This is a genomic window from Bacillus sp. PAMC28748 (assembly GCF_014250415.1).
Lineage (GTDB): Bacteria > Bacillota > Bacilli > Bacillales > Bacillaceae > Bacillus > Bacillus licheniformis.
The window spans coordinates 1,309,590-1,322,500 of record NZ_CP060192.1; the positions used below are offsets into that span (position 1 = coordinate 1,309,590).

Below are 12,911 nucleotides of genomic sequence, written 5' to 3' on the forward strand. Positions count from 1 at the left end.
CTTTTAAAAGCTCGGTGTCCTTGAGTGAACATGCTCAAGGGCTTTTTTCTGTATTGGAAATGAAATTCTCTTTTCCTAGAAAAAAGATATGCATTACAATAAGGACATTAGACTAACGGCAGAGGAATGATATGATGAGACAACGAAGGCCTGTAGCCAGAGCGTTCCCATTTTCCAATCAACAGTTTTTGCAGCAATATGAAAGCCTATCGAAAGGAAAAGAATACCACGTTCTGCTGGAAAGCGCGAGAGGCGGAGAATACAGCATAGCCGGACTCGACCCTGTCGCAATAGCGAAAGGGAAAGACGGTATCACGACGATTCAATATAAAGGGGACGTCATATTCAAAGAGGGGGATCCGTTTCTGCAGTTTTCTCAATGGTTTGAAACGCTGAAAACGGAGACAGTTGCAGATTTTCCCGACTTTCAGGGCGGGGCTGTCGGTTTTCTTAGCTATGACTATGCCCGGTATATTGAGAAATTCAAAATCCTGTCTATTGATGATCTGCAAACGCCGGATTTATTCTTTCTCGTATTTGATGATATAGCCGTCTATGACCATGAGCAGCAGCAGCTTTGGGTGATTACCCACACTGATGAAGAAACGCCGGCCGCTGCGGAAGAGAAATTGGACAGGCTTGAGCAAATGTGGAAGACGGAACATCCGAAGGCCGCTGGAGGTCATCAGCCGAATGATAACAAAGGCCCGGCATTCGCGGCCTCATTTACAGAAGCCGGCTTTTCTCAGGCTGTTGAGAAAGTGAAGCAATACATCGCAAGCGGTGACGTATTTCAGGTGAATCTTTCTGTTCGCCAGTCGGAGCGCCTTTCTGCGCCTCCTTATGAGGTGTATAAGATGTTAAGAGAAATCAACCCTTCGCCGTACATGGCCTACTTGGAAACCCCGGATTTTCAAATCATCTGCGGGTCGCCTGAACTGCTCATTAAGAAAAAGGGCACCAGGCTTGAAACAAGGCCGATTGCCGGAACGCGATCCCGCGGGGCGGATGAAGCGGAGGATGAAGCGCTCGCGAACGAATTGATCATGAATGAAAAAGAGCGCGCCGAACATGTGATGCTCGTTGATTTAGAGCGTAATGACCTCGGCAGGGTCTCCAAGTACGGTTCGGTCCGGGTCGATGAATTCATGGTGATTGAGAAGTATTCCCACGTCATGCATATTGTCTCAAATGTGTGCGGTGAACTAAGGGATGAATGCGATGCCGTTGATGTCATCCATGCCGTGTTTCCCGGAGGTACGATCACCGGAGCGCCGAAAGTCAGAACGATGGAAATTATTGAGGAGCTTGAGCCAACGAGACGGGGGCTTTATACTGGTTCTATAGGGTGGTTCGGATATAATCAGGATATGCACTTTAATATCGTCATCCGAACGATTTATGTGAAAGCGGGCCAGGCGTTCATGCAGTCGGGAGCGGGAATCGTCATCGATTCAAATCCTAGGCATGAATATAAAGAGTCAATTAAAAAGGCCCTGGCGATGAAAAAGGCGCTGCAGTTGAGTGAAGAAGAGAAAAAAGAGCAGAGGAGAGCTGAGATATGATTCTAATGATCGACAATTACGATTCGTTTACGTACAACTTGGTTCAGTATTTAGGCGAGCTTGGCGAGGAGTTGGTCGTCAAGCGGAACGATGAGATCACCCTTCAGGAAATAGAGGACATGTCGCCTGACTTTTTGATGATTTCTCCCGGGCCTTGCAGTCCGGATGAGGCCGGGATCAGCCTTGAAGCGATCCGCCATTTTGCCGGGAAAATACCGATTTTCGGGGTTTGCCTCGGACACCAGTCGATCGCCCAGGTTTTCGGCGGCGATGTCGTCAGGGCAGAGCGGCTAATGCATGGGAAAACTTCCGAGATTTCGCACGACGGGCTGACGGTTTTTAAAGGCCTGGAACATCCGCTCACGGCCACGAGGTATCATTCTTTGATCGTCAAACCGGATACACTGCCCGATTGTTTTGAGACATCGGCTTGGACGGAAGAAGGGGAGATTATGGCCATCAGGCATAAAGAACTGCCGGTTGAAGGCGTTCAGTTCCATCCAGAGTCGATTATGACCGCTTACGGAAAAGAGATGCTGAAGAATTTTATTGAGACTTACCGAAAGAAAGTGAACGCATGATCATTTACCTGAACGGTCAATATGTAAAGGAGGAGGAAGCAAGACTTTCTCCTTTTGACCATGGTTTTTTATACGGAGTCGGGGTATTCGAAACGTTCCGGCTTTATGAAGGGAAGCCCTTCCTTTTAGACTGGCATATGGACAGATTGAACAACGCTTTGGAACAGCTGAAAATTGAGCTTGAGCTGACAAAAAGCGAAGTGCTTGTCATTCTTGACAGGCTGCTTCAGTTGAATCAGCCGCAGAATCTGGATGCGAGGGTCCGGCTAAATATATCCGCCGGTCCCGGCGGCCCCGGCCTTTTTCCTGATTCATACAAAAATCCCGGCGTCATGGTGATGATGAATCCTTTTCAGCCTGCATCCGTTCCGGCTGAAAAGGAGGGCGTCATCTTGCAGGTCCGCCGCAATACGCCAGAGGGTCCGTTCCGCTTGAAATCGCATCACTTTTTAAATAATTTGTACGGAAAAAGGGAGCTCGGACATGGCGCGGCCAAAGAAGGGATTTTTCTTACCGAAGGCGGAGCTGTAGCTGAAGGAATTATTTCCAACGTTTTTTGGCGGAAAGGCAGCTGTGTGTATACACCTTCTCTTGATACCGGCATATTAGGCGGTGTCACACGCCGCTACGTCATCGAGCGCCTTGCAGATATGGGAATCGAAGTCATAGAGGGGGTATACCCCTTGGAAGAGCTTCTCTTTGCGGACGAAGCATGGATGACCAATTCCGTTCAGGAAATCGTTCCATTCCGGAGAATCGGCAGCACTGAATTTCCGGGAAAGGATGGAAATTTGTCGAAACGTCTGCAAGAGGCATACACTAATGATAGGAAAGCAGCAAAAGAATATTTGAGTTAAAGGGTGAAGGATATGGCGCTTCAAACAGCGGTGCGTTCAAAGCAACTGATCGCAAAGCAATACACGTTGTCTTATGAAGATAAAACATTGATCATGGGAATTTTAAATGTGACGCCCGATTCTTTTTCAGACGGCGGAAAATATAACAGCATCGATCGCGCCGTCATTCATGCAAAACAAATGATCGAAGACGGCGCCCATATCCTTGATATCGGAGGAGAATCGACGAGGCCGGGGGCGGAAAAGGTTTCTCTTGATGAAGAGCTGTCAAGAGTCATACCTGTAATTGAAAAACTTGTTCAGGAAATCGACGTCCCGATTTCCGTTGACACTTATAAAGCGCAAGTGGCAGATGAAGCCATTAAGGCCGGTGCAGCCATCATCAATGATGTCTGGGGAGCAAAAGCAGATCCTGACATGGCCCGAGTTGCGGCCGCTCATAATGTGCCGATTATCTTGATGCATAACCGCGAGGAACGGAATTATAAGGATTTGATCCCGGACATGCTGTCTGATTTGATGGAATGTGTGAGCATTGCAAAATCAGCAGGCGTTCAGGATCATCACATCGTACTTGATCCCGGCATCGGCTTTGCCAAAACGTATCATGACAATTTGGCGGTCATGAATCAGCTCGAGAAGTTCAGCGAACCGGGATACCCGGTTTTATTGGGGACGTCACGAAAAAAATTTATCGGCCGAGTCCTGGATCTGCCGCCTGAAGAAAGAGCGGAAGGCACGGGGGCGACAGTATGCCTCGGTATTCAAAAGGGGTGCGATATCGTCAGGGTGCATGACGTCAAGCAAATCTCCAGGATGGCAAAAATGATGGATGCCATGATTGATAAAGGAGGCGTTTATCATCGATAAAGTGCATGTAGAGGGCATGGAGTTTTACGGATATCACGGTGTTTTCAAAGAAGAAAACAAACTCGGCCAGAGATTCCGCGTTGATCTGACAGCATTTCTAGATTTAAGCGAAGCCGGGAAAACGGATAATATTGAGGCCACCATTAATTATGCAGAGCTGTATAAGCTGTGCAAAGAGGTTGTGGAGGGAGAGCCGGTCAACCTTGTGGAGACCCTCGCGGAAACGATTGCCGCACAAGTGCTGGAGAATTTTGAAGCGGTTCAGGAATGTACGGTTAAAGTCGTCAAGCCTGATCCTCCTATACCTGGTCACTATAAATCGGTGGCCATCGAGATGACGAGAAAGCGAAAATGAACAACACGGCATATATAGCGCTCGGCTCGAATATCGGCCGGCGGGAAGAATATTTAAAAAAAGCTGTCTCTCTCCTCCATCAACATCCGTCTGTAGAGGTGACAGACATCTCGTCAATTTACGAAACTGATCCTGTCGGTTATACAGACCAAGATCTATTTTTAAACATGGCTGCAGCTGTTAAAACATCTCTTTCACCGTTTGAATTGCTCGATTTGACTCAGCGTATTGAAAAAGAACTCGGCCGCAAACGCGACATTAGATGGGGGCCGAGGACTGCAGACCTTGACATTTTGTTGTATAATCGTGAAAATATTGAGACAGAGCAACTTATCGTTCCTCATCCTAGAATGCATGAACGTTTGTTTGTACTCATCCCGCTGCTGGAGATTTATCCGGATCTTGAGGGAGCTGTCAATCATGCAAAAAATCAAGAAGGTGTAAGAGTATGGAAGCAGAAATCTGGGGTAGACGAATTCGTGCATATCGAAAGCTGAAGGGTTATACTCAAGAAGGGTTTGCCAAAGCATTGGGTATATCCGTTTCTGTGCTTGGTGAAGTAGAACGCGGGAATCGTATGCCGACGGAGAGCATGCTCAGGGATGTAGCCAATACTTTAAATATAACAGTGGAGGAACTATCTCCATCAGAAGAATAAGAAAGGAGGACTAAAAATGTTTAAAATCGGTGATATAGAATTAAAAAACAGGGTTGTGCTCGCGCCGATGGCCGGTGTCTGCAACTCAGCCTTCCGCTTGACGGTTAAGGAATTCGGAGCGGGTTTGGTCTGCGCCGAAATGGTCAGCGATAAGGCGATCCTTTACAATAATGCGAAAACGATGGGAATGCTTTATATCGATGAACGTGAAAAACCGCTCAGCCTGCAGATCTTCGGCGGAGAAAAAGAAACGCTTGTCGAAGCGGCGAAGTTTGTTGACCAAAACACAACTGCGGATATTATTGATATAAACATGGGATGTCCAGTGCCAAAGATCACAAAATGTGATGCAGGAGCCAAATGGCTGCTTGATCCGAATAAAATTTATGAAATGGTTTCAGCTGTCGTGGAGGCTGTTGACAAGCCTGTGACCGTGAAAATGAGAATGGGTTGGGACGAAGACCATATCTTTGCTGTTGAGAATGCGAGAGCTGTAGAACGAGCAGGCGGAAAAGCGGTCGCTCTTCACGGACGGACCCGCGTGCAAATGTACGAAGGAACGGCGAACTGGGATATTATCAAAGAAGTGAAGCAGTCCGTTTCAATCCCTGTAATCGGAAACGGTGATGTCAAAACTCCGCAAGATGCAAAACGCATGCTTGATGAAACAGGGGTGGACGGCGTCATGATCGGCCGTGCAGCGCTGGGTAACCCGTGGATGATTTACCGTACGGTTCACTATTTGGAAACAGGCGAATTGAAAGATGAGCCGAAAGTGCGTGAGAAAATTTCTGTCTGCAAACTTCACCTTGACCGATTAATCGGGCTGAAAGGCGAAAATGTTGCGGTTCGCGAAATGAGAAAGCACGCAGCCTGGTATCTAAAAGGCATAAGAGGAAACGCAAAGGTCCGGAATGAAATCAACCATTGCGAAACGAGAGATGAGCTCGTTCAGCTTTTAGACGCGTTTACGATTGAAGCCGAGGCAAAAGAGCTTCAGGATGCAAAAGTAGGATAAATCCGACCTCTGCTCACTGCCAGTTTTCACTGGCAGTTTTTCTGCTTTTTTCCTGAAAGACTAAAAGTAACGGAGTGATATATGATGAGCCATGAAGAGCATAACCATGAAGAATTAAACGACCAGCTGCAAGTCAGACGCGATAAAATGAATCAGTTGAGAGAAAGCGGAAAAGATCCTTTCGGACAGCGTTTTGATCGCACCCATCAATCAACTGATCTCATTGAGTCGTATAATGAATTCTCAAAAGAAGAATTAGAGGAAAAAGCAATTGAAGTAACGATTGCCGGCCGGATGATGACAAAGCGCGGAAAAGGGAAAGCGGGATTCGCGCATATTCAGGATTTAAAGGGCCAGATTCAGATCTATGTCAGAAAAGACAGTGTCGGTGAAGAGCAGTACGAATGGTTTAAAAGCTCTGACCTCGGGGACATCGTCGGCGTTACAGGCGTCATGTTTAAAACGAATGTAGGCGAATTGTCTGTAAAAGCAACATCTTTTGATTTATTGACAAAAGCCCTTCGTCCGCTTCCGGACAAATATCATGGATTAAAGGACATCGAGCAGCGCTACCGTCAGCGTTATTTGGATTTGATCGTAAATCCGGAAAGCAAAAATACGTTTATTACACGAAGCAAAATCATTCAATCCATGAGAAGATACTTAGATGACCACGGATACTTAGAAGTTGAAACGCCTACGATGCACGCGATTCCGGGTGGCGCATCTGCCCGTCCGTTCATTACACATCATAATGCGCTGGATATGCCGCTTTACATGAGGATCGCTATCGAGCTCCATTTGAAAAGGCTGATCGTCGGCGGGTTGGAAAAAGTCTATGAAATCGGACGTGTATTCCGAAATGAAGGGGTCTCCACACGGCACAATCCTGAATTTACGATGATCGAACTTTACGAAGCTTATGCTGACTATAAGGATATTATGAGATTGACGGAAAATCTCATTGCTCATATTGCACAAGAAGTGCTCGGCACTACGACCGTTCAATATGGAGATTATGAAGTCGACCTCAAGCCTGAATGGAAGAGACTCCATATGGTCGATGCTGTTAAAGAAGCCACCGGTGTAGACTTCTGGAAAGAAGTATCGGTAGAAGAAGCAAGAGCATATGCCAAAGAACACGGAATTGAAATTTCTGAAGGCATGTCAGTTGGACATATCATTAATGAATTCTTCGAGCAAAAAGTTGAAGAAACGTTGATTCAGCCTACTTTTATATACGGACACCCTGTGGAGATTTCTCCTCTGGCTAAGAAAAATCCTGAAGACCCTCGATTTACGGACCGTTTTGAGCTGTTTATCGTGGGCCGTGAGCACGCGAATGCATTTACTGAATTAAATGATCCTATCGACCAAAAAGAACGCTTTGAAGCGCAATTAAAAGAACGTGAAGAAGGAAACGATGAAGCGCATATGATGGATGAAGACTTTGTCGAAGCGCTGGAGTACGGAATGCCTCCTACCGGCGGCCTTGGAATCGGCATCGACAGACTGATTATGCTTTTGACGAATTCTCCTTCAATCAGGGACGTTTTACTATTCCCGCAAATGAGACATCGTTAGTTGACTTTCGTGCAGCAGCCGCGTAACAAGCGGCTGCTGCTCATTTAAAACAAATTAAATTTTTTCTCAAAAAAGTATTGCACAATCATAAATACGGTGGTATATTATTATTCGTTGCCGCAAAACGGCGGCGAAAGAAAAAAAGAACTTCAAAAAAAGTTCTTGACTTAATATCCGAGATTGGATATAATATAAAAGTCGCTTTAATAATGATCTTTGAAAACTAAACAAGACAAAACGTACCTGTTAATTCATTAAATAAATCGCACATGTAAGTGTGCGTAGTCATTATCAAACTTCATGGAGAGTTTGATCCTGGCTCAGGACGAACGCTGGCGGCGTGCCTAATACATGCAAGTCGAGCGGACCGACGGGAGCTTGCTCCCTTAGGTCAGCGGCGGACGGGTGAGTAACACGTGGGTAACCTGCCTGTAAGACTGGGATAACTCCGGGAAACCGGGGCTAATACCGGATGCTTGATTGAACCGCATGGTTCAATCATAAAAGGTGGCTTTTAGCTACCACTTGCAGATGGACCCGCGGCGCATTAGCTAGTTGGTGAGGTAACGGCTCACCAAGGCGACGATGCGTAGCCGACCTGAGAGGGTGATCGGCCACACTGGGACTGAGACACGGCCCAGACTCCTACGGGAGGCAGCAGTAGGGAATCTTCCGCAATGGACGAAAGTCTGACGGAGCAACGCCGCGTGAGTGATGAAGGTTTTCGGATCGTAAAACTCTGTTGTTAGGGAAGAACAAGTGCCGTTCGAATAGGGCGGTACCTTGACGGTACCTAACCAGAAAGCCACGGCTAACTACGTGCCAGCAGCCGCGGTAATACGTAGGTGGCAAGCGTTGTCCGGAATTATTGGGCGTAAAGCGCGCGCAGGCGGTTTCTTAAGTCTGATGTGAAAGCCCCCGGCTCAACCGGGGAGGGTCATTGGAAACTGGGGAACTTGAGTGCAGAAGAGGAGAGTGGAATTCCACGTGTAGCGGTGAAATGCGTAGAGATGTGGAGGAACACCAGTGGCGAAGGCGACTCTCTGGTCTGTAACTGACGCTGAGGCGCGAAAGCGTGGGGAGCGAACAGGATTAGATACCCTGGTAGTCCACGCCGTAAACGATGAGTGCTAAGTGTTAGAGGGTTTCCGCCCTTTAGTGCTGCAGCAAACGCATTAAGCACTCCGCCTGGGGAGTACGGTCGCAAGACTGAAACTCAAAGGAATTGACGGGGGCCCGCACAAGCGGTGGAGCATGTGGTTTAATTCGAAGCAACGCGAAGAACCTTACCAGGTCTTGACATCCTCTGACAACCCTAGAGATAGGGCTTCCCCTTCGGGGGCAGAGTGACAGGTGGTGCATGGTTGTCGTCAGCTCGTGTCGTGAGATGTTGGGTTAAGTCCCGCAACGAGCGCAACCCTTGATCTTAGTTGCCAGCATTCAGTTGGGCACTCTAAGGTGACTGCCGGTGACAAACCGGAGGAAGGTGGGGATGACGTCAAATCATCATGCCCCTTATGACCTGGGCTACACACGTGCTACAATGGGCAGAACAAAGGGCAGCGAAGCCGCGAGGCTAAGCCAATCCCACAAATCTGTTCTCAGTTCGGATCGCAGTCTGCAACTCGACTGCGTGAAGCTGGAATCGCTAGTAATCGCGGATCAGCATGCCGCGGTGAATACGTTCCCGGGCCTTGTACACACCGCCCGTCACACCACGAGAGTTTGTAACACCCGAAGTCGGTGAGGTAACCTTTTGGAGCCAGCCGCCGAAGGTGGGACAGATGATTGGGGTGAAGTCGTAACAAGGTAGCCGTATCGGAAGGTGCGGCTGGATCACCTCCTTTCTAAGGATATTATACGGAATATAAGACCTTGCGGTCTTATAGACAGGTGCGTTTGGATCTTGTTTAGTTTTGAAGGATCATTCCTTCAAAGCGTGTTCTTTGAAAACTAGATAACGAAAGTAGACATTCACATTCAATTGTAATGCAAGATATCACGTAGTGATTCTTTTTAACGGTTAAGTTAGAAAGGGCGCACGGTGGATGCCTTGGCACTAGGAGCCGATGAAGGACGGGACGAACACCGATATGCTTCGGGGAGCTGTAAGCAAGCTTTGATCCGGAGATTTCCGAATGGGGAAACCCACTGCTCGTAATGGAGCAGTATCCATATCTGAATTCATAGGATATGAGAAGGCAGACCCGGGGAACTGAAACATCTAAGTACCCGGAGGAAGAGAAAGCAAATGCGATTCCCTGAGTAGCGGCGAGCGAAACGGGAACAGCCCAAACCAAGAGGCTTGCCTCTTGGGGTTGTAGGACACTCTGTACGGAGTTGCAAAAGAACGAGGTAGATGAAGAGGTCTGGAAAGGCCCGCCATAGGAGGTAACAGCCCTGTAGTCAAAACTTCGTTCTCTCCTGAGTGGATCCTGAGTACGGCGGAACACGTGAAATTCCGTCGGAATCCGGGAGGACCATCTCCCAAGGCTAAATACTCCCTAGTGACCGATAGTGAACCAGTACCGTGAGGGAAAGGTGAAAAGCACCCCGGAAGGGGAGTGAAAGAGATCCTGAAACCGTGTGCCTACAAGTAGTCAGAGCCCGTTAACGGGTGATGGCGTGCCTTTTGTAGAATGAACCGGCGAGTTACGATCCCGTGCAAGGTTAAGTTTGAAAAGACGGAGCCGCAGCGAAAGCGAGTCTGAATAGGGCGCTTGAGTACGTGGTCGTAGACCCGAAACCAGGTGATCTACCCATGTCCAGGGTGAAGTTCAGGTAACACTGAATGGAGGCCCGAACCCACGCACGTTGAAAAGTGCGGGGATGAGGTGTGGGTAGGGGTGAAATGCCAATCGAACCTGGAGATAGCTGGTTCTCTCCGAAATAGCTTTAGGGCTAGCCTCAAGGTAAGAGTCTTGGAGGTAGAGCACTGATTGGACTAGGGGCCCCTACCGGGTTACCGAATTCAGTCAAACTCCGAATGCCAAAGACTTATCCTTGGGAGTCAGACTGCGAGTGATAAGATCCGTAGTCGAAAGGGAAACAGCCCAGACCGCCAGCTAAGGTCCCAAAGTATACGTTAAGTGGAAAAGGATGTGGAGTTGCTTAGACAACCAGGATGTTGGCTTAGAAGCAGCCACCATTTAAAGAGTGCGTAATAGCTCACTGGTCGAGTGACTCTGCGCCGAAAATGTACCGGGGCTAAACGTATCACCGAAGCTGCGGACTGTTCTTGCGAACAGTGGTAGGAGAGCGTTCTAAGGGCTGTGAAGCGAGACCGGAAGGACTCGTGGAGCGCTTAGAAGTGAGAATGCCGGTATGAGTAGCGAAAGAGGGGTGAGAATCCCCTCCACCGAATGCCTAAGGTTTCCTGAGGAAGGCTCGTCCGCTCAGGGTTAGTCGGGACCTAAGCCGAGGCCGAAAGGCGTAGGCGATGGACAACAGGTTGATATTCCTGTACCACCTCCTCACCATTTGAGCAATGGGGGGACGCAGGAGGATAGGGCAAGCGCGGTATTGGATATCCGCGTCCAAGCAGTTAGGCTGGGAAATAGGCAAATCCGTTTCCCGTAAGGCTGAGCTGTGATGGCGAGCGAAATATAGTAGCGAAGTTCCTGATTCCACACTGCCAAGAAAAGCCTCTAGCGAGGTGAGAGGTGCCCGTACCGCAAACCGACACAGGTAGGCGAGGAGAGAATCCTAAGGTGATCGAGAGAACTCTCGTTAAGGAACTCGGCAAAATGACCCCGTAACTTCGGGAGAAGGGGTGCTCTGTTAGGGTGCAAGCCCGAGAGAGCCGCAGTGAATAGGCCCAGGCGACTGTTTAGCAAAAACACAGGTCTCTGCGAAGCCGTAAGGCGAAGTATAGGGGCTGACGCCTGCCCGGTGCTGGAAGGTTAAGAGGAGCGCTTAGCGTAAGCGAAGGTGCGAATTGAAGCCCCAGTAAACGGCGGCCGTAACTATAACGGTCCTAAGGTAGCGAAATTCCTTGTCGGGTAAGTTCCGACCCGCACGAAAGGCGCAACGATCTGGGCACTGTCTCAACGAGAGACTCGGTGAAATTATAGTACCTGTGAAGATGCAGGTTACCCGCGACAGGACGGAAAGACCCCGTGGAGCTTTACTGCAGCCTGATATTGAATGTTGGTACAGCTTGTACAGGATAGGTAGGAGCCTTGGAAACCGGAGCGCCAGCTTCGGTGGAGGCATCGGTGGGATACTACCCTGGCTGTATTGACCTTCTAACCCGCTGCCCTTATCGGGCAGGGAGACAGTGTCAGGTGGGCAGTTTGACTGGGGCGGTCGCCTCCTAAAAGGTAACGGAGGCGCCCAAAGGTTCCCTCAGAATGGTTGGAAATCATTCGCAGAGTGTAAAGGCACAAGGGAGCTTGACTGCGAGACCTACAAGTCGAGCAGGGACGAAAGTCGGGCTTAGTGATCCGGTGGTTCCGCATGGAAGGGCCATCGCTCAACGGATAAAAGCTACCCCGGGGATAACAGGCTTATCTCCCCCAAGAGTCCACATCGACGGGGAGGTTTGGCACCTCGATGTCGGCTCATCGCATCCTGGGGCTGTAGTCGGTCCCAAGGGTTGGGCTGTTCGCCCATTAAAGCGGTACGCGAGCTGGGTTCAGAACGTCGTGAGACAGTTCGGTCCCTATCCGTCGCGGGCGCAGGAAATTTGAGAGGAGCTGTCCTTAGTACGAGAGGACCGGGATGGACGCACCGCTGGTGTACCAGTTGTTCTGCCAAGGGCATCGCTGGGTAGCTATGTGCGGACGGGATAAGTGCTGAAAGCATCTAAGCATGAAACCCCCCTCAAGATGAGATTTCCCATTCCTATAAGGAAGTAAGATCCCTGAAAGATGATCAGGTTGATAGGTCTGAGGTGGAAGTGTGGCGACACATGGAGCTGACAGATACTAATCGATCGAGGACTTAACCTAAATATTTGTGAATCGTCTGTCCGTTATCTAGTTTTGAGAGAATGCTCTCAGAAAGCCAAAGGCAAGGAAACTCGGCTAAAGGCCCTCACATCCTGTGAGGAACGCCCAGTACCTTCGTCCTGAAGGCATAGTTTGGTGGCGATAGCGAAGAGGTCACACCCGTTCCCATGCCGAACACGGAAGTTAAGCTCTTCAGCGCCGATGGTAGTTGGGGGCTTCCCCCTGTGAGAGTAGGACGCCGCCAAGCTGTTGCACGCAAGTGCAAACGGAGGATTAGCTCAGCTGGGAGAGCATCTGCCTTACAAGCAGAGGGTCGGCGGTTCGATCCCGTCATCCTCCACCATTATAATATTTTGTTGATAAAGCCGGTGTAGCTCAATTGGTAGAGCAACTGACTTGTAATCAGTAGGTTGGGGGTTCAAGTCCTCTTGCCGGCACCACTTTTTTATGATATAATGTTTAAGTCTCTTT

The 12,911-nt window shown here is 49.0% G+C and carries 9 protein-coding genes, 2 tRNA genes and 3 rRNA genes; all 14 read left to right on the top strand.

The window, feature by feature from the left end:
- Positions 1 to 131 precede the first annotated feature (131 nt).
- The 14 genes from H7F26_RS06640 to H7F26_RS06705 all read left to right on the top strand — a co-directional run bounded on the left by H7F26_RS06640 (position 132) and on the right by H7F26_RS06705 (position 12,880).
- Entirely contained in the window at positions 132 to 1,565 is a 1,434-nt protein-coding gene (locus H7F26_RS06640; protein ID WP_003178250.1) for an anthranilate synthase component I family protein, read from the top strand.
- Positions 1,562 to 2,146: an aminodeoxychorismate/anthranilate synthase component II gene (pabA, locus tag H7F26_RS06645; protein ID WP_003178252.1), complete on the top strand. Its 585-nt coding sequence runs from the start codon at positions 1,562 to 1,564 to the stop codon at positions 2,144 to 2,146. The genes H7F26_RS06640 and pabA overlap by 4 nt, the downstream gene beginning before the upstream one ends.
- A complete protein-coding gene (gene pabC / locus H7F26_RS06650; protein ID WP_003178253.1) occupies positions 2,143 to 3,003 on the top strand; it encodes an aminodeoxychorismate lyase in 861 nt (286 codons plus the stop codon). Before pabA ends, pabC begins: the two co-directional genes overlap by 4 nt.
- A gap of 12 nt (positions 3,004 to 3,015) precedes the next feature.
- Positions 3,016 to 3,873 carry a dihydropteroate synthase gene (gene folP / locus H7F26_RS06655; RefSeq protein WP_003178255.1) on the top strand — a complete coding sequence of 286 codons (858 nt, stop codon included), beginning with the start codon at positions 3,016 to 3,018 and terminating at the stop codon, positions 3,871 to 3,873.
- Positions 3,866 to 4,228 carry a dihydroneopterin aldolase gene (gene folB, locus H7F26_RS06660; protein WP_025805876.1) on the top strand — a complete coding sequence of 121 codons (363 nt, stop codon included), beginning with the start codon at positions 3,866 to 3,868 and terminating at the stop codon, positions 4,226 to 4,228. Before folP ends, folB begins: the two co-directional genes overlap by 8 nt.
- The gene (folK, locus tag H7F26_RS06665; RefSeq protein WP_003178260.1) at positions 4,225 to 4,725 is read left to right on the top strand and encodes a 2-amino-4-hydroxy-6-hydroxymethyldihydropteridine diphosphokinase; all 501 of its coding nucleotides are present in this window, start codon (positions 4,225 to 4,227) and stop codon (positions 4,723 to 4,725) included. The genes folB and folK overlap by 4 nt, the downstream gene beginning before the upstream one ends.
- Complete coding sequence (locus H7F26_RS06670; RefSeq protein WP_003178262.1) at positions 4,677 to 4,886, top strand: helix-turn-helix domain-containing protein; 210 nt, start codon at positions 4,677 to 4,679, stop codon at positions 4,884 to 4,886. The genes folK and H7F26_RS06670 overlap by 49 nt, the downstream gene beginning before the upstream one ends.
- A 16-nt stretch (positions 4,887 to 4,902) precedes the next feature.
- Positions 4,903 to 5,904 (top strand): tRNA dihydrouridine synthase DusB, encoded by a 1,002-nt coding sequence (gene dusB, locus H7F26_RS06675; RefSeq protein WP_003178264.1) that lies wholly within the window; start codon positions 4,903 to 4,905, stop codon positions 5,902 to 5,904.
- A gap of 84 nt (positions 5,905 to 5,988) precedes the next feature.
- Positions 5,989 to 7,488, top strand: coding sequence for a lysine--tRNA ligase (lysS, locus tag H7F26_RS06680; RefSeq protein ID WP_011197475.1), 1,500 nt, complete (start codon positions 5,989 to 5,991; stop codon positions 7,486 to 7,488).
- A gap of 297 nt (positions 7,489 to 7,785) precedes the next feature.
- Positions 7,786 to 9,335, top strand: a 16S ribosomal RNA gene (locus H7F26_RS06685).
- Positions 9,336 to 9,509: 174 nt separating this feature from the next.
- Positions 9,510 to 12,440: ribosomal RNA gene (locus H7F26_RS06690) — 23S ribosomal RNA — on the top strand.
- 131 nt (positions 12,441 to 12,571) lie between these two features.
- Positions 12,572 to 12,687, top strand: a 5S ribosomal RNA gene (rrf, locus tag H7F26_RS06695).
- Together the 16S, 23S and 5S rRNA genes with 2 tRNA genes alongside form the textbook arrangement of a ribosomal RNA operon.
- Before the next feature lie 20 nt (positions 12,688 to 12,707).
- A tRNA-Val gene (locus tag H7F26_RS06700) sits at positions 12,708 to 12,783 on the top strand.
- A 21-nt stretch (positions 12,784 to 12,804) separates the two neighbouring features.
- Positions 12,805 to 12,880: transfer RNA gene (locus H7F26_RS06705), tRNA-Thr, on the top strand.
- The last annotated feature ends 31 nt before the right edge of the window (positions 12,881 to 12,911 follow it).